The organism is Streptococcus sp. oral taxon 431 (genome assembly GCF_001553685.1).
In the GTDB taxonomy this organism is placed as follows: domain Bacteria; phylum Bacillota; class Bacilli; order Lactobacillales; family Streptococcaceae; genus Streptococcus.
The window spans coordinates 1430973-1447856 of record NZ_CP014264.1; the positions used below are offsets into that span (position 1 = coordinate 1430973).

22 protein-coding genes, 2 tRNA genes and 1 pseudogene are annotated in these 16884 nt (G+C 38.5%); 9 read left to right on the top strand and 16 right to left on the bottom strand.

The features are described 5' to 3' along the window. Positions 1 to 20 precede the first annotated feature (20 nt). The 9 genes from AXE83_RS06705 to AXE83_RS06735 all read left to right on the top strand — a co-directional run bounded on the left by AXE83_RS06705 (position 21) and on the right by AXE83_RS06735 (position 4172). Positions 21 to 1022: a hypothetical protein gene (locus AXE83_RS06705; protein WP_060955873.1), complete on the top strand. Its 1002-nt coding sequence runs from the start codon at positions 21 to 23 to the stop codon at positions 1020 to 1022. A 14-nt stretch (positions 1023 to 1036) separates the two neighbouring features. Further along, complete coding sequence (locus AXE83_RS11260; RefSeq protein WP_190279308.1) at positions 1037 to 1210, top strand: hypothetical protein; 174 nt, start codon at positions 1037 to 1039, stop codon at positions 1208 to 1210. 98 nt (positions 1211 to 1308) lie between these two features. Then, positions 1309 to 1944 carry a recombinase family protein gene (locus AXE83_RS06710; RefSeq protein ID WP_060955874.1) on the top strand — a complete coding sequence of 212 codons (636 nt, stop codon included), beginning with the start codon at positions 1309 to 1311 and terminating at the stop codon, positions 1942 to 1944. 250 nt (positions 1945 to 2194) lie between these two features. Further along, positions 2195 to 2587: a hypothetical protein gene (locus AXE83_RS06715; RefSeq protein ID WP_000523900.1), complete on the top strand. Its 393-nt coding sequence runs from the start codon at positions 2195 to 2197 to the stop codon at positions 2585 to 2587. Positions 2588 to 2605: 18 nt separating this feature from the next. Then, complete coding sequence (locus AXE83_RS11265; RefSeq protein WP_190279309.1) at positions 2606 to 2776, top strand: hypothetical protein; 171 nt, start codon at positions 2606 to 2608, stop codon at positions 2774 to 2776. Between the two features lie 19 nt (positions 2777 to 2795). After that, positions 2796 to 3251, top strand: coding sequence for a hypothetical protein (locus AXE83_RS06720; RefSeq protein ID WP_060955875.1), 456 nt, complete (start codon positions 2796 to 2798; stop codon positions 3249 to 3251). Then, positions 3251 to 3640 carry a hypothetical protein gene (locus AXE83_RS06725; protein ID WP_060955876.1) on the top strand — a complete coding sequence of 130 codons (390 nt, stop codon included), beginning with the start codon at positions 3251 to 3253 and terminating at the stop codon, positions 3638 to 3640. Before AXE83_RS06720 ends, AXE83_RS06725 begins: the two co-directional genes overlap by 1 nt. An 18-nt stretch (positions 3641 to 3658) precedes the next feature. After that, positions 3659 to 3991 carry a hypothetical protein gene (locus tag AXE83_RS06730; RefSeq protein WP_060955877.1) on the top strand — a complete coding sequence of 111 codons (333 nt, stop codon included), beginning with the start codon at positions 3659 to 3661 and terminating at the stop codon, positions 3989 to 3991. 1 nt (position 3992) lies between these two features. Continuing rightward, positions 3993 to 4172 carry a hypothetical protein gene (locus AXE83_RS06735; RefSeq protein WP_060955878.1) on the top strand — a complete coding sequence of 60 codons (180 nt, stop codon included), beginning with the start codon at positions 3993 to 3995 and terminating at the stop codon, positions 4170 to 4172. A gap of 318 nt (positions 4173 to 4490) precedes the next feature. Here the strand turns inward: AXE83_RS06735 and AXE83_RS10650 are convergent. The 16 genes and pseudogenes from AXE83_RS10650 to AXE83_RS06815 all read right to left on the bottom strand — a co-directional run. Next, positions 4491 to 4712, bottom strand: a pseudogene (locus AXE83_RS10650) (amino acid permease); the annotation flags it as partial. Positions 4713 to 4837: 125 nt separating this feature from the next. Further along, a complete protein-coding gene (gene sufB, locus AXE83_RS06745) occupies positions 4838 to 6250 on the bottom strand; it encodes a Fe-S cluster assembly protein SufB (protein ID WP_006151262.1) in 1413 nt (470 codons plus the stop codon). A gap of 66 nt (positions 6251 to 6316) precedes the next feature. After that, a complete protein-coding gene (gene sufU / locus AXE83_RS06750) occupies positions 6317 to 6748 on the bottom strand; it encodes a Fe-S cluster assembly sulfur transfer protein SufU (protein WP_049525872.1) in 432 nt (143 codons plus the stop codon). Then, positions 6735 to 7961 (bottom strand): cysteine desulfurase, encoded by a 1227-nt coding sequence (locus tag AXE83_RS06755; protein ID WP_060955879.1) that lies wholly within the window; start codon positions 7959 to 7961, stop codon positions 6735 to 6737. Before AXE83_RS06755 ends, sufU begins: the two co-directional genes overlap by 14 nt. Positions 7962 to 7971: 10 nt before the next feature. After that, positions 7972 to 9234, bottom strand: coding sequence for a Fe-S cluster assembly protein SufD (gene sufD / locus AXE83_RS06760; RefSeq protein ID WP_060955880.1), 1263 nt, complete (start codon positions 9232 to 9234; stop codon positions 7972 to 7974). A 27-nt stretch (positions 9235 to 9261) separates the two neighbouring features. After that, positions 9262 to 10032: a Fe-S cluster assembly ATPase SufC gene (gene sufC, locus AXE83_RS06765; protein ID WP_049503774.1), complete on the bottom strand. Its 771-nt coding sequence runs from the start codon at positions 10030 to 10032 to the stop codon at positions 9262 to 9264. Between the two features lie 152 nt (positions 10033 to 10184). Then, positions 10185 to 10379, bottom strand: coding sequence for a DUF3272 family protein (locus tag AXE83_RS06770; RefSeq protein ID WP_049525865.1), 195 nt, complete (start codon positions 10377 to 10379; stop codon positions 10185 to 10187). Positions 10380 to 10401: 22 nt separating this feature from the next. Then, a complete protein-coding gene (gene dnaX / locus AXE83_RS06775; protein WP_060955881.1) occupies positions 10402 to 12066 on the bottom strand; it encodes a DNA polymerase III subunit gamma/tau in 1665 nt (554 codons plus the stop codon). Continuing rightward, a complete protein-coding gene (locus AXE83_RS06780; RefSeq protein WP_060955882.1) occupies positions 12066 to 12563 on the bottom strand; it encodes a GAF domain-containing protein in 498 nt (165 codons plus the stop codon). Before AXE83_RS06780 ends, dnaX begins: the two co-directional genes overlap by 1 nt. 85 nt (positions 12564 to 12648) lie before the next feature. Then, entirely contained in the window at positions 12649 to 13851 is a 1203-nt protein-coding gene (gene rpsA / locus AXE83_RS06785; RefSeq protein ID WP_001001618.1) for a 30S ribosomal protein S1, read from the bottom strand. A 162-nt stretch (positions 13852 to 14013) separates the two neighbouring features. Next, positions 14014 to 14085 (bottom strand) — tRNA-Gln (locus AXE83_RS06790). Positions 14086 to 14094: 9 nt separating this feature from the next. Then, positions 14095 to 14175, bottom strand: a tRNA-Tyr gene (locus tag AXE83_RS06795). 49 nt (positions 14176 to 14224) lie between these two features. Further along, positions 14225 to 14455, bottom strand: coding sequence for a DUF2969 domain-containing protein (locus tag AXE83_RS06800; protein WP_000037108.1), 231 nt, complete (start codon positions 14453 to 14455; stop codon positions 14225 to 14227). A 134-nt stretch (positions 14456 to 14589) separates the two neighbouring features. Then, positions 14590 to 15234, bottom strand: coding sequence for a pyroglutamyl-peptidase I (pcp, locus tag AXE83_RS06805; RefSeq protein WP_060955883.1), 645 nt, complete (start codon positions 15232 to 15234; stop codon positions 14590 to 14592). Positions 15235 to 15247: 13 nt separating this feature from the next. After that, complete coding sequence (locus AXE83_RS06810) at positions 15248 to 16171, bottom strand: DUF979 domain-containing protein (protein WP_060955884.1); 924 nt, start codon at positions 16169 to 16171, stop codon at positions 15248 to 15250. Then, entirely contained in the window at positions 16168 to 16857 is a 690-nt protein-coding gene (locus AXE83_RS06815) for a DUF969 domain-containing protein (protein ID WP_060955885.1), read from the bottom strand. The genes AXE83_RS06810 and AXE83_RS06815 overlap by 4 nt, the downstream gene beginning before the upstream one ends. Positions 16858 to 16884 lie beyond the last annotated feature (27 nt).

Consider the following 16884-nt stretch of genomic DNA (forward strand, 5'->3'; position numbering starts at 1 on the left):
TTGAGTCAAGGAGATTCTGTATGGAGTTCAAAGGTTTTAAAATTAAATTCATTTGGGATTCTATTCTTCGTCATCCCGTAATTAGCAGTGTCAGCTTTATCATAACAACCTCTATTTCAGTATTTGGATTTTGGGTTAGTGTAGTTGAAATACAGGATAAGTTAGGTGACAAATATTTTTGGCAATACACGGCCTACATAGTATTATCATCTGTTCTTGTCAGTCTATTTTTATATATTTGGTCAAAAATTGCAAACTATCTATTCTATAATGACTATACTTCAGCTGTATCAGAATATATGGCAAATGCTTCAAAACATGATGTTTGGCATCTTTCCAAAGCAACAAAGGAGTATCGACGCATTATAGCACCTGAAAATGGGGCTACTGAGAGATATAGGAAAAAAATACTTGATAACGGTTATAAAAGTTTCACAACACTTACAAAACATACTTTTGGAGATATTTTTAGTGATTTGGAAAAAGTTCTTTCCAAAAGTTTATATACGAAATTAAAAATTACATTACAGCTTTTTCCAGCTGATTTTGATATGGGGAGATTAAATGATATAAAGGGTATATCAGAGTTACAATATTCAGATTATTTTGTTGAAGATGGTAGAATGAATTTGAGGGATAGTGTGAAAAAACCACTTACCGAAGATATGAAGAAACTCATGTTTTCGAAAAACTTAACACATATCTATACAATCAAAGAAGAGAATAAAGGGATTCTTTTCATTTTGACAGCCAAAAGCTTCTCAGAATTTCCTAAAATTTATGGATTTATAGACTTTAGTTGGGGTGAATTAAGCCGACCTTTTATGGACAAAGATTTTCTAATTGATTTTATAATTCCTGTAATGCTTGAAAGGATTAATGTTATGTGCTATTATATATCAAGTGTGGAATCGTATATGTCTACTTTCCCCGCAATAATATACAGAAACTCTACACATAAGCTTGAAAATTTTAGCAATTTCAACTTTTTAGCTATTCTGTATCAAAAATATAATGAATAAGGAGATTTGTTGAGATGTTCGAACCTTTAGTACCTAAATTAACACCGAGAGAAGACTTGTGGGAGACTGCACAAGCTTTAAAAGTTTTATCTTTTGGTGATTTAAGATATACAGATAAAGAGGCATTTTTGGAGGCAATTGAATATGAGCCATATCCACGTTCTGAGATTGCAGATACTGTAGAGTAAAAATAACCCCAAGATCCACCTTGTGGGTCTTTTTCATTTTGTCAATTTTTCTTCTAAAATATAGCTACCCTGCTACAATAGTAAGGAAAGGAGAAATTTTGACAAATCATCACACGAATAAATTCGAAACTATCACCATCGGCTATGCTCGCGTTAGCTCAACAGATAATCGGCAAGAATTAGGGTTATCTGTTCAAAAAGAAGCACTCGGCTTTTGCGACAAGCTCTATATCGAAAAAGATTCAGGCGGAAATCAGGAGCGACAACAGCTTGACAAAGCGTTAAAATTAGCCAAAAATTATGCTAAACAAGGCGTTAAAACAAATTTTGTCGTATATAAATTGGATAGGCTTACAAGAAAGATGCTTCACCTCTCTGCTATTATTGAAGATTTAACCAAACATGGTATTCATCTTCAATCAATTCATGAAAATATTGAAACAGATTCTTTAACTGGAAGATTCTTTTGCTTAATGTTGGGTTATGTGGCGGAATGGGAGCTTCAAGCGATTTCTGAACGCACTAAAGACGGACTCCGTAAAGCGAAAGAAAAAGGCGTGAAACTTGGCAACAAAGGAATAGCGAAAGATAAAGAAAAGCAAATTATTGCACAATACCAGCAAAAAGAAATGTCCGTTCGAAATATAGCCAATCAGTTGAATATTTCCACCGCAACTATTTATAATGTGCTAAAGCGCAATAACATTCAAATAAATAGAAGAAATCACCTATAATTGATTGACAAATCCTTAGAAAAATAGTACATTAAACCTATCAACAGTTTTAGCAAACGGTCGTTTGTTAAAACAATCAAAGTTATCAATAAAAATATTTCAAATGCTGATTTAATAGGGTTTTAGTTACCTTGTTGAATTGGCATTTTTATTTTTTCATTGTTTTAGTTGACGACCGTTAACTAAAACAAGCTCAGCCCCTATTGTAGCAGGGATTTTTTGAGTGAAAAATAAAAAATGGAGGTTCTTTATGGGACTTAACGACTTAAAAGCCGACTCAGTTGAGGTAACAACCAAACTTTCGGTTTCTGATATTGGCGTGATTCTTCAAGAAATTTGCGCCGAGTGGAAAACAACCCCAGAAGCTATTCAGAGTAGTTCGGGTGCATTAGCTGATTTTGATGATAGAGCTGATATAGAAATCGTCATTAAAGGTAAAGCTGGCTTATTCTCTCCGCAATTTTATGCAGTTCAGGTTTATGTTTACCAACTTGAGAATGAATGCGGGCTTCAGCTCATTGCTCTAGGTGATTCTGGATTTTCGAAAATGTGGTATGGTCTTAATGGTGCGATAAAAATGTCTGAAAGCATTAAACGCCGTGACGCCATTGTGGAACGAATTATGCAATATAGTTCGAGATAGAATAGAAAGAGGTTTTAAATGAGTACTCGTTTAAATCAAAAAGTTGTTCGTGGTGAATTGGTTGAGATTATTGAAAGCTCAGGTGGTTTTCTTGGCGGAATTGAATATCAATTAGTCGTTGGTGGGAAGATTAAAGAACAATCCAAAGACCTAAGCTATATTCTTAGCGCCTTTGATAGATATTGGTAATTTATTAGGAAGAACGCCGATGAAAAGAAAGTTATTTTTCTCATTTATAATTTTACTGTCATGTTTTACGCTTTTAGGTTGTAGTTCCCCTAAGAACTTCACAGGTAAATGGAAAACCGATATCTTCGACCAAGGAAGTGTTAGAGAAGATGGAACGAAAATCGCAGGTAAAGCAACTGGACAAGCCGACCTTGCTTCAATTATCTCTAAATATATTCACTGGAATGCTACTATGGAGATAAAAAAAGACGGAACTTTAACAATGGACAACGGCGAAACTTTCTCCGCCAAATGGCATCAAAAAGGCGACAAAATTGTAATTGAAGGGAAAAATATTTCCGGAATTGCAACCCTGTCCGATGACCAGAAGACTTTATATTTCGAAAATAAGCCATTGAATGATAATTCTGGTAAGCAGAATGGTTTTATGATTGGAGAAAATTCATTAAAGTTTGAATTTAAAAAGGTAGAATAATGATGAAAAAATTAGGAATGGTGATCACATGTTTAGTGATGATTCTGTTACTTATTTCTTGTGCAAATAAGAGAAAGGATTTAGTTTTATCGAATTTTCCAAGTGTTCAGAATGAACTAACCGAAAAAGACTTGCTTAAGGCGGTTGGAGCACCACACGAGAAGTCCTCTTCTCTTAGTGATGTTACCCAGCTATATGAAAAATTACTAAAAATGGACTTATCCAGTGGTGAATCAATCCTGTCTCAAAAATCAAATTGGACTGTGGGAATAAATGGTATCATTACAGACTACTACGTTTACAAATTAAAAGACGGTAAGTCAGTGATTGTTTTTCTTAGTAAAGGAAAGGTCGTTGCGATAACAAGAAAAGGTATCGATTATAAGTAACGTAAAAGGTAAAGTAATATGAAAAATAGCATTAAAATTCGGTTGGCAATTATAACAATAGCTATCATTGGGTTTCTATTTTATGGATTTAGAGATAATGGTTCGGTACTTTATTACGGGCAAAGCTATACAGCAGGTTCCGTATTTAAACCTGATTCTTATCTTTCAGCTGGGCTATTTAAATCCGCAGGCAAAGAGATAAACAAACTGGTTTCGAAAAAGCGTGGAAGTAGCCTTACAGGCGTGATGGTCTCTGTTGTAGTTGGCGGAATTACTTTCTTCACACTTTGGCAAGATGACGATTTTAAAGATATTTTAGTGGAAGCAAGAAAACAAGGAGAAAATAATTAAAATGGCTAATTTGGATAATTACTTGGTTTTGGTTTTTATTGTAGTAACTGGAATTCTTATCACTATTCAATTCGCAGGCGAGCGTTTTGCGGATTGGCTAACGGATTTAACCGAGCAATTCTTTTCGAAAAGCTTGGATAAGCACGAAGAAAAGCGTAAGGCGGAAAGAGAAGAAAAATAAGTTAAGGAGTTACAGTCTAGTTATATTGCCAGATAAAACTAATATTATCTTCTCTTATTCAAATCTAAGGTATCTAACCCCCAAAAAACAATATTTATATTTGACGAATAATAGAAAAAAGACGGCTCATTTTTTGAACCGTCTTTTAATTCACTCATAAGATGTGTGAACTCAGATTACTTTTAGACTGCTGAACGTCAGACTGCCTAAATCGCGATTTTTTCTTTATTGATTTTTTGATAGTGTAGAGTTTTTATAGCCATAAGTAAAGTAAGTAATAACTCCTACTATTAATGCTAATACAAATGCTATCCAAGTTTCAAGAGTGTATTGAAGCATAAAGGACACACAGATCGCAGAAATCACGATAGATACCACAAGAGCAGGTCCTGCTAGTGTTGCTGCAACTGTTCCTGTAATGGTAAAAATACCAGTTCCCACCATGGCCCCAATTCCTTAAAGAATTAAATCCCATAATTTCAAATGACGATGCATTTCTGTTTTACTTAGGCTGAAGTCTTTTATTCTAAAAATATTCATTCTTCATCTCCACTAACAATAATTGTTTTATTTTACCACAGATAATGTATTTTGTGAATATTTATAAAATTGTATCTAAAAAACTGAACAAATGTAATATTTGTTCAGTTTTTTTTTTATAATGATTATCCAACTGATCCTTCCATTTCGTAGCTAATCAAGCGGTTGAGCTCAACTGCGTATTCCATTGGAAGTTCTTTGGTGAAGGGCTCTACAAATCCCATGACAATCATTTCAGTTGCTTCAGATTCTGACAAGCCACGGCTCATGAGGTAATAAAGTTGCTCTTCAGAAATCTTAGAAACCTTGGCTTCGTGCTCCAAAGCAACTTGTGAGTTGTGGATTTCATTAAATGGAATGGTATCTGACGCTGACAAGTCATCCATGATAATGGTATCACACTCGATGTGAGAAACAGATTTCTTAGAGTTCTTGTTGAAAGTCACTTGTCCACGATAGTCTACCTTACCACCGCCTTTAGCGATTGATTTAGAGACGATAGACGAGCTCGTATGTGGAGCATTGTGGATCATCTTAGCACCAGTATCTTGGTGTTGCCCTGCATTGGCAAAGGCAATCGAAAGCATCGTCCCACGCGCACCTTCTCCATCTAGGTAAACTGATGGATATTTCATAGTTGTTTTGGCACCTAAGTTTCCATCAATCCACTCAACAGTCGCATCTTTCAAAGCCTTAGCGCGTTTTGTTACCAAGTTATAAACGTTATCTGACCAGTTTTGGATGGTTGTATAACGCATATAAGCCCCGTCCAAAGCAAAGATTTCTACAATAGCAGCATGCAAGCTGTTGCTAGAATAAGTTGGCGCTGTACATCCTTCTACGTAGTGGACACTTGCTCCCTCATCAACGATGATTAAGGTACGTTCAAACTGACCAGTATTTTCATTGTTGATACGGAAGTAGGTTTGAAGTGGAATATCTACCTTGACACCTTTAGGAACATAAATGAAGGTTCCGCCAGACCATACTGCTGAGTTGAGGGCTGCCAACTTGTTATCTGTCGGCGGTACCAACTTCGCAAAGTATTGTTTAAACAAGTCTGGGTATTCCTTGAGGGCAGAATCTGTATCTGTAAAGATAATTCCTAACTTCTCAAATTCTTCCTTCATGTTGTGGTAAACCACTTCTGACTCATACTGGGCAGAAGCTCCAGCAAGATAAGCACGCTCAGCTTCAGGAATCCCAATACGTTCAAAGGTTTCTTTGATTTTTTCAGGAACTTCATCCCAAGAACGGGCTGGTTTATCAGATGGTTTTTGGTAGTAAATCAAGTCATCAAAATCAATCTCTGACAAGTCTGCTCCCCAAGTTTGCATGGGCATTTTTTTGAAGGTTTCATAAGATTTCAAACGGAATTCTAACATCCACTCAGGCTCTCCCTTAGCAGCTGATAGTTCACGAATGACATCTTCATTCAATCCTTTTCCTGTCGATAGGACAGGCTCTACATCGTCATGAAAACCAAATTTATATTCACCAAGGTCAATTGGTTTTGGTTCTACTCTTTCTTCAGCCATAATATCCTTTCTTTCATTCTTCATTACTTATGATTAATAAAACAAAGAAACTTTGTCTTATTTGTTTTATTGGTCTTCAATTGTTTTTTTAAGGGCGTTCCAAGCTAGGGTTGCGCATTTGATTCGTTGAGGAAACTTGGCAACTCCTGATAAGAAAGCTGCATCTCCAAGTTGATCTTGACGCTCATCCTTTTGACCTTGAACCATTTCAGAAAAGATGGTTGCAAGCTCTAGGATTTCTTGCTTGGTCTTTCCTAAGACTGCATCTGTCATCATACTAGCAGAGGCAGTTGAAATCGTACAACCAGAGTTTAGAAAAGCAATATCTTCCAAACGATTATCTGCATCAAACTTGACAGAGAGGTTGATGACATCACCACAGGTCGGATTGTTAAGACTGATTTGTTCAGCATCTTCCAACTTCCCTTGGTGATGGGGATTTTTCGAATGGTCCGCTACCACTGCCATATAAAGGCTATCTAGTTTAGAAAGTGCCATTGAAAAACTCCTTTGTCTTTTGTAAAGCATCGACTAACTTGTCGCAATCTGCCTTGGTATTGTAAATATAAAAACTTGCACGAGCTGTTGCTGGAACTTCTAAATACTGGAGCAAAGGTTGAGCGCAATGGTGACCGGCACGAACCGCTACTCCTTCATAATCCAGAGCTGTCGCAAGGTCGTGAGGATGAAGATCACCTAGATTAAAGGAAATGACTCCTGAACGCTGAGCCAAATCTTGCGAACCATAAATGGTCAATCCCTCAATTGCCTGCAATTTTGGAAAGACATATGCAATCAATTCCTGTTCATGAGCTTCAATGGCATCCATACCAATGTTTTCTAGGTAATCGACTGCAGCCGCAAGGCCAATCGCACCTGCCATATTGGGAGTTCCAGCCTCAAATTTCCAAGGCAATTCCTTCCAGCTTGCAGATTGTTCATAAACAAAATCAATCATCTCGCCACCAAATTCAACTGGTGACATTTGTTCCAAATACTTTTCTTTGCCATAAAGAACACCGATGCCTGTCGGACCAGCCATCTTGTGACCTGAGAAGGCAAAGAAGTCTACATCCAAGTCCTGGACATCAATCTTCATATGAGGTGTAGACTGAGCACCATCTACAACCATAATAGCACCAACTTTATGAGCCATTTGCGTGATTTCTTTGATTGGATTAACTACTCCAAGAACGTTTGATGCATGGGCTAGCGAAACAAACTTAACCTTGTCCGTCAATTTAACCCGAAGGTCATCCATATCAAGAGCTCCATCCTTGAGATAGACATAAACAAGCTCAGCTCCGGTCTTGCGACAAGCTTCCTGCCATGGGATAATATTGGAATGGTGTTCCATGACTGAAATCAAGACCTGGTCTCCCTCAGTCAAGACTTCCTCAGCGAAACGTGCCACCCAGTTGAGACTGGTTGTCGTTCCTCTAGTAAAGAGGACTTCCTTTGTCGAACCTGCGTTGATGAACTTACGAATAGTTTCACGAGCAGCCTCATAGGAAGCTGTCGCACGTTCAGCCAAAGTGTGAACCCCACGATGAACATTGGCATTATCCTGCTTATAGTAGCGATTAATGGCTTCCAGAACTGCTAGTGGTTTTTGTGTCGTCGCGGCATTATCCAGATAAACCAGAGGTTCATCGTTGACAATCTGGTCTAAAATTGGAAAATCCTTACGAATCACTTCTACATCTAACATAGGCTTCCCCTTAGCGTTTTGACAATTTTTCTTCGATCGTTGCAATCATTTCATCACGAACTTCCTTGACTGGAATCTCAACGATAACAGATCCAAGGAAACCACGAACAACTAAACGTTCTGCAGTTGCCTTATCCAAGCCACGGCTCATGAGGTAGTACATGTCTTCTGGATCAACTTGTCCGATAGAAGCCGCGTGACCCGCAGTAACATCATTTTCATCAATCAAGAGAATTGGGTTGGCATCTGAACGCGCTTGGTCAGAAAGCATGAGAACACGGCTCTCTTGTTGGGCATCTGCTCCCTTAGCTCCTTTGATGATGTGACCGATACCATTGAAGGTCAAAGTTGCTTTTTCAAGGATAACCCCATGTTGAAGAATATTACCGATAGAGTTGCAACCATAGTTAGTCACTCGTGTATCAATCCCTTGTACCTGACGACCACTGGATAGAGCTACGACCTTAAGATCTGCATGGCTACCATTACCAATCAAGTCACTATCAAAGTCTGCAACGACGTTTCCTTCGTTCATGACACCGATAGCCCAGTCAATATTTGCATCGTTGCCCAATTTACCACGGCGGCTAATGTAGGCTGTAACATTTTCGCCTAGGCGGTCAATCGCTGCAAACTTTACTTGTGCGCCAGAACGAGCGATGACTTCTACTGTGATATTGGCAGTTGCCTTAGCACTACCTTCACCACGTGACTCTAAGCGTTCAAGGTAGCTAATCTTACTATTCTTACCAGCGATGATGAGGATATGTTTGTTAAATGGCACATCGCTATCGCTATCTTGATAAAAAATACCTTCGATTGGTTCAGCAATCTCAACATTATCAGGAATGTAGAGAACAGCACCACTGTTAAAATATGCTGTATGGTAGGCTGCCAACTTATCATCATCGTATTTCACTGATGACATGAAGAATTCTTCTACGAGTTCCGGAATTTCTTCAAGAGCTGAGTGGAAGTCTGTAAAGACCACTCCTTGTTCAGCCAACTCAGCTGGAGTTTGTTCAAAAACAGTTTGAGTTCCTACTTGCACCAACTTCAAGTGGTTGTCTAGAGCTGTGAAGTCAGGAACATTTGCTGATGGCTCACTTTCTGCAATCGTTCCATCACCAAGATTCCAACGGTGAAATTTGACACGCTCAATGACTGGTAATTCTAGGCTCTCAATTTTGTCAAAAGCTTTTTGACGGAGTTCAGACAACCAGCTTGGTTCAGCGTGCATTTCTGAAAAAAGTTTAATAGTTTCTTTAGTCATTTACTTCTCCTAAAAGATACGAGGGAATTACAATTCTTCCTTGTAGTCATAGCCAAGTTCTTCAGCTAATTTTGCGTATCCTTCACGTTCCAAACGTGCCGCCAATTCTGGACCACCAGAAAGAACAACACGACCTTCCATCATAACGTGTACCACATCTGGTGTGATATAGTTCAAAAGACGTTGGTAGTGAGTAATAATCATGGCACCGAAGCCTTCACCACGCATAGCATTCACACCTTTAGAAACAACTTTAAGGGCATCAATATCAAGACCAGAGTCAATCTCATCCAAAAGTGCAAATGTTGGTTCCAACATCAAGAGTTGAAGAATTTCGTTACGTTTTTTCTCACCACCTGAGAAACCTTCGTTGAGGTAACGCTCTGCCATTTCTTCTTTCATGTTGAGCAATTCCATTTTTTCGTCTAGCTTAGTGATAAACTCACGCACTGAAATCTTCTCATCATCTTCTTTACCAGCATTTATAGCTGCACGAAGGAATTCTGCATTGGTAATTCCTGGAATTTCTGATGGGTATTGCATAGCCAGGAAAAGCCCCATACGCGCACGCTCGTCAACTTCCAATTCAAGGATGTTTACGCCGTCAAATAGAACCTCACCCTTGGTTACTTCATAGTTAGGATTTCCCATGATAGCGGCAGAAAGAGTTGATTTCCCAGTTCCATTTGGCCCCATGATAGCGGCGATTTCGCCTGTTTTCAGGGTCAGGTTAACCCCTTTTAAAATTTCTTTTCCTTCAATTTCAACGTGAAGATCTTTGATCTCTAATACTGACATGATAATTCCTTTCTTTTCAATCCGTTTTACCATTTTCGCTAGAAAATTGTCCTTATTTTTCTAGTAAAAAACGATAAAATGTCAATAAATATACTTTAATAGTATAACAAAAAAAAGCCTAAAAGGCTTTAATTTTGTCTAGAAGCTGAGGGTTACTTCTTTCCTCGAAAATGGTCATCTATAGCGCTCACAATTTTACCCATAATATAGCTGACTCTAAAATTTCTTAGGATTAAAATAGCCCAAAGCAAGGCTACGATATACCGTTGCTCCATGATGGATTCATTAAAAAAATAAGTCTCGGCAGCAGTAAATAAGGCCATAATTATAAATTGTTGTCTGTTCATCGTATTATGTCACAAAATCCTTTTAATCTTCTGCAATGGTTACTTTATCCGCTAGAAACTCAAATCCTTGAGGAAGGACAGATTCCTCAACTTCTTCCTTAACGGGTTGACCTTGAGACGATTTAGCCTTCGCTGAGAAATCAGCTCTGACTTCTTTCCACTCTTCCATGGAAATAGCAAGAATCTCTGGTGAAAATCCCGCTGCTTGACTGAGTATATTGCCAAACATGGTGTTGAGATTATCACGTTTCATGGTCTGACCAGCATTGAAGTTAGACTCAAATGCAAGAATGGCATGATGTTCATTAGCCGCAACAGGTTGAGAACCAACTAAAAGTGCCTTATCAGGACCTGACAAGCTTTCAATAACTTCTCCCCAAGCATTTTGAAGACGTATTAGATTTTGACGGGCTAAATCAGGATTTTCAACAGCTTCTTGAAGAATAGACTGAACCTTATTGCGATCTACTCGATAAATTGACTTGCTGTTAACTGGACGACTCGGTGTTGGTGTAGTCTGCTTAGGACTCATGTTAACATTTGCCAGAGCCTGTTTCAATCGCGCAACTTCTTCTCTAAGTGAGGCTAATTCTCCAATTGTATCATCTGATAATGTTGGTTTTGAATCTATCTCTGCCAGACGAATGGTCATCATTTCAGCATAAATCTTAGGCTGTAAGCTAGACTTGATATCAGCTAAACTACTTGTCGCAATTCCAATCATCTCAAATAAAATAGCCTGTGAAAGTTCTAGGTTATCCTTGAAGAGATCACTATGGTGAGTATTCTCCCCACCAGTTTGGACAACCAAAATATCCCGTAGATACCGCAACAAATCCGTTACAAATCGTGTCATGCTTTTTCCGTTATCAAAAATCAAATTAAGATTTTCCAAAGCACGAGTCACATCTTTTTGTGCCAAGGCAGCCACATAATTATCCAAAGCACTTAGACTAATAGTCCCCGTAATTTCCTCAGAAACAGCTGTTGTTAATCTAGCATCTTGAGTCAAGCTCAATGCTTGGTCTAAAATGGACAAAGCATCCCGCATACCACCTTCTGCTCTACGAGCGATAATCTCAACAGCTTCAGTTTCATAAGCAATCCCTTCCTTCTCTAAAATATGGAAGATATGATCTCGAATATCCTGAGTTCTAATAGATTTGAACTCGAAGCGTTGAACACGAGACAAAATGGTTGCAGGAATCTTATGAAGCTCTGTTGTTGCTAGAATAAAAACAACATTAGGAGTTGGTTCTTCAAGAGTTTTCAAAAGGGCATTGAAGGCTCCTGTTGAAAGCATATGAACCTCATCAATGATATAGACCTTATACTGAGCTATACTTGGAGCATAGGTTGATTTATCACGGATATCACGAATTTCATCCACCCCATTGTTAGATGCCGCGTCCATTTCGATAACGTCTTCCAAGCTACCGTCTGTTACAGCTTGACAGATATAACAGTTATTGCAAGGTTCTCCTCCCTCTTGATTAGGGCAGTTCATAGCCTTGGCAAAAATTTTGGCTACACTGGTTTTTCCAGTTCCACGAGGCCCTGAAAATAGATAGGCATGGCTAATCTTTTCCTGCTCTACGGCTTGTTTCAGAGTTTTTGCAACAATTTCCTGGCCTACTAACTGTGAAAATGTTTGACTTCTATATTTTCGATAAAGGGCCTGATACATTACGCTTTCTCCTCAAACATTGAAAAATTCCATTCGGTTTTCTCTAATAAAATAGCAACAAACTCTTCAAGATATTTCTGATCCAAGTCATCATAATCATCAACAAGAGATGAATCTAAATCTAGAACGCCCAGAAGACGTCCCTCTCTAACCATCGGCACAACAATTTCACTACGAGCACTACTATCACAAGAAATATAGTTTGGGTAGGTTTTAACATCACCAACAATCACTGTTTGTCGGCTAGCTGCCGATTCGCCACAAACACCTTTTCCAAGAGCGATTCGTACACATGAAACTCCACCTTGAAAGGGTCCCAAGATCAGTTCATTCCCATCAAATAGGTAGAAACCTGCAAAAACAGTATTGGGAAAGCTTGTTTTTAGCAGAGCACTGGCATTTGATAGATTAGCCAACACATTGGGCTCTCCTTCTAAAAGATAAGAGAGCTGTTCATTTATTGTTTGATAAAGTGATTCTTTTTCTGAATATAACATAAAACCATTATATCAAAAAATGCTAGTAGAAAAAAGAAAAATCCCTTGTTTTAAAAACAAAGGATTTTATTCAAATTCGAATGGATTAAAGTTCGATGTCTCCGAACAAGTCAGCCATTGAGAATCCTGTTTGAGTTTCAGGAAGTTCAAAATCACGTTTTTCTTGACGTTTTGGACGACGTGGACGTGGAGCGCGTTTTTCTTCTTTTTGTCCTTCTTCTTGAGCTGGACGTTCTTCAAGAGCTTTGATAGAAAGAGATACACGTTCTGCATCAGCGTTAACTTCAAGAACTTTAACAGTAACTTCTTGACCAACTTTAAGAGCTTCTTTTGGATTTTCAATACGTTTGTGTGAAATTTGTGATACGTGAACAAGTCCATCGATACCTGGCAATACTTCAACAAATGCACCGAAGTCAGTCAAACGTTTAACTGTACCTTCTACAACATCACCTTTAGCCAATTTTTGCTCAACGCCATCCCATGGTCCAGGTGTTGTAGCTTTAAGTGAAAGTGATACACGTCCTTCTTCTTCGTTAAGATCAAGGATTTTCACTTCAACTTCTTCACCAACAGTTACAACTGATTTTGGTGAAACGTTACGTTCGTGTGACAATTCAGTCAAGTGAACCAATCCGTCAACACCACCAAGGTCGATGAAAGCACCGAAGCTTGTGATACGTGCAACTTTACCAGTTACAACATCACCAACAGCCAATTTACCGAATACTTCAGCACGAGCTGCTGCAGTAGCTGCTTCTACAACTTCACGACGTGAAAGGATGAAGCGGTTTTCTTTAGGATCAACTTCTTTGATTTTAGCATCAAACTCTTGACCTACAAAACGCTCAGTGTTACGTACAAAACGAGTATCCAACATTGAAGCTGGGATAAATCCACGCACACCCTCAAATTCTACTGAAAGTCCACCCTTAACAGCGCGAGTTCCTTTAACTGTAACAACTTCTTCTTCACGTCCTACAAGTTTGTCCCATGCTTTGCGAGCTTCAAGGCGTTTTTTAGATACAAGGTATGTTACTGTATCAGTATCTTTACCAACTACTTGACGAAGTACAAGAACATCCAATACTTCACCTACTTTTACAAAGTCATTGATATCTGCATCGCGATCGTTTGTCAATTCGCGAAGAGTCAAGACACCTTCAACACCAGTTCCAGAGATTGCAACATTAGCTTGAGTAGCATCAACTGTCAATACTTCAGCACTAACAACATCACCTGGCTCAACTTGGCTAACGCTATTTAGCAAATCTTCAAATTCGTTCATCTAAAAAATCCTCCAACAATCAAGTTTTTCTTAAACTTGACATACTTATAATTTTTTCCTAAGCACCCGCAAAGACATGTTATATCGTTCACGTCCTTCAATTATAAAAATAAAATACCCTAAGATATTTTTCTTTTTATCCTTGAATTTATTACCTAAGAACTGGGGTAGCTGGATTCGAACCAACGCATGAGGGAGTCAAAGTCCCTTGCCTTACCGCTTGGCTATACCCCAAAAGTGAAATGGAGAGAGAGGGATTCGAACCCCCGAACCCGAAGGAGCGGATTTACAGTCCGCCGCGTTTAGCCTCTTCGCTATCTCTCCAATGTTCAACAAAAACAATTATATCATGAAAATTTACAAAAAACAAGCTTTATTTTGCTAAATTATAGTTTTCAATCAAAATTTCCACAGCTTTTTCAAGTTTTTTATAAAAACTATCGACATTTCCATTCTTTATGATCGCAAATTGATTATCTAGTTCAGCAATTTCACCAATAACCTTTTTACCAATCGTTAAAGTATATCCTTCATACTTTTCCTTACCAACTAAAACAGTCGCGTCAGTTAATTGAATTTCAATTTTTTTATCTTTTTTACTCATACCATACCTCTTTTCACTCTTCCTATTGTACAAGAAATTTAAAAAACTGGCAAGAAAAAACTCTTTATAAGGGCAGCCTTGATAAAGAGTTTTTGTGAGAGAATCTAATTTTTTAATCTAGGGAAGACTCATTGTTAGTGGGTTGTCCCACCCACTAATTTTATGTCCTTATCTTTATAATCTACGATAGCACCAATCGCAGCTTCGATACCTCTGACGATATCAGTTAAATTCATAGATGCTGTATTAGGCTTATTTACCACTTGTTCTGTCATATAAGGAATATGCATAAAGCCTGATCTCATATGTGGAAATTTTTTATCCGCTAAATAGAGAGCCTGATACATCAAATGATTGCAAACAAAGGTTCCTGCTGTATTGGAAACTGTAGCTGGTAGCCTTTCCTCTTTTATGGCTTGTACCATTGCTTTGATCGGTAGTGTGCTAAAATAGGCTGCTTGACCATCCTGGCGTATAGGAGTGTCAATCGGCTGATTCCCTTGGTTATCAGGAATTCTAGCATCATCTTGGTTGATGGCAACTCGCTCAGGAGTTAGACTAGCTCTTCCTCCTGCTTGGCCGATGCAAAGCACCGCATCTGGCTGATAGCGGACGATTGCTGTTTCTAATACCTCTGCTGCTTTATAAAATACCGTTGGGATTGCTACCCAATGAACCTCTGCGCCATGAATCTCTGACGGTAATGATTTAACAGCTTCCAAGGCTGGATTGACCGTTTCACCACCGAAAGGATCAAAACCTGTTACTAATATTTTCATTTTATTTCCTTTGCTAAAATGCCAAAAAATACATCAAAAACACATGGATGATAATCATGACAATAGCTACTCCTACCTGCGCTTTGATAACCCCATTTGGATCTTTCATATCCAGGAGAGCTGCCGGTAAAGCATTAAAGTTAGCCGCCATTGGAGTCAATAAGGTTCCACAGCAACCTGCCGTCATTGCTAGAGCTGCAGCCACGATTGGGTCAGCTCCCAAGGCAAATACAAAGGGAACACCAATTCCAGCAGTAATAACCGTGAAGGCAGCAAATGCATTCCCCATTATCATGGAGAATAGAACCATCCCAAGGACATAAGCCACTACACCCATAAAACGACTACCCGAAGGAACTAAACCGCTTATTAAATGCGAAATCAAGTCTCCAACGCCTGCAACGGTAAAAATTGCTCCCAAAGCCCCTAAAAGTTGAGGCACAATCCCACTAGTTGAGACTTGCTGAACCATGCGATTATTTTCTGCTAACAAGCTTTTAGGAGAATTCTTAGTAATCAATAAAAGAGAGATGGTTGCAAAAAATGCTGCAAGGCTGATAGCAATCTTACTAAAGTCAGGGATCATTTTTGCTAATACCAAAGCAATCAAAGCCATTAACATGACCGGAATAAAAATTTTATTCTTTAGTCGTTTAGCTTCAATGTTTGCCTTGACTTCATCCAGAGACGGTAAGGTTCCGATACGAACCTGTTTAAAGAGAGTTAGCAGGGCTAATAGCACTACGATAACTCCAATACAGATAGAAGGTAGATAAGAGCCACCGATAAAACTGATGCCCAATAAAGCCCAAAACCCAGCTGTTCCAAAGCGAACTGGGTTTGTTTTATCTTTATAGCTACAATAAGCCGTATGAAGGAATTGACAACCAATCACAATATAGGTTAACTCTAATAACTGTCTTGCTAGATTGGTCATTCTTCTTTTCCTTTACTAATCTTATTCGCTAGCAGTTTTCTATCAAATAAGTAATTGTAAATCCCTACCACAAGTAGGGCAACTCCTGCAACAATAAGAGAAGCCGAAGCAATGCCTGCATAATTACTTTCATAACCTAATTGGTCCAGAGTGCCCCCCACCAAGAGGACACCACCTGCACCAACGAAAGTGTTCTGAGCAAAGAAATTTGCAAAATTATCATTTGCTGCAGCACGCGCTTTTAGCGCTTCGCTCTCCTGCTCCGTTAATTTTCTACATAATTGAGACTCTGCTGCTGCTTGTCCCATAGGTTGAACCAAAGGCCTTACAAACTGCGGATGTCCTCCTAGACGAATGGCAAAGAAGCTATCGAGTTCCCGAAAAAAGAAATACACTGTATAAAAACTTCCTACGGTCAGACCTTTAATCTTTTGAATCAAGTCAATCGAACGTTGCTTGAGGCCAAAAGTTTCAGATAAACCTACCAGTGGCAAGGTTACCATAAAAATCGTAAGAACTCGTTGATTACTAAATTCTTTTCCCAAAATTTCCAAGAATTCAACAAGAGAAACTCCAGAAACTAGAGCTGTAACTAAACTAGCTAAGACTACCGTTGCGATTGTATCTAACTTATAGATAAAACCAACCATAATGATAAGTATCCCTATTAGTTTAATCCATTCCATATAGGCCCCTTTATTCCAAAAGTACTA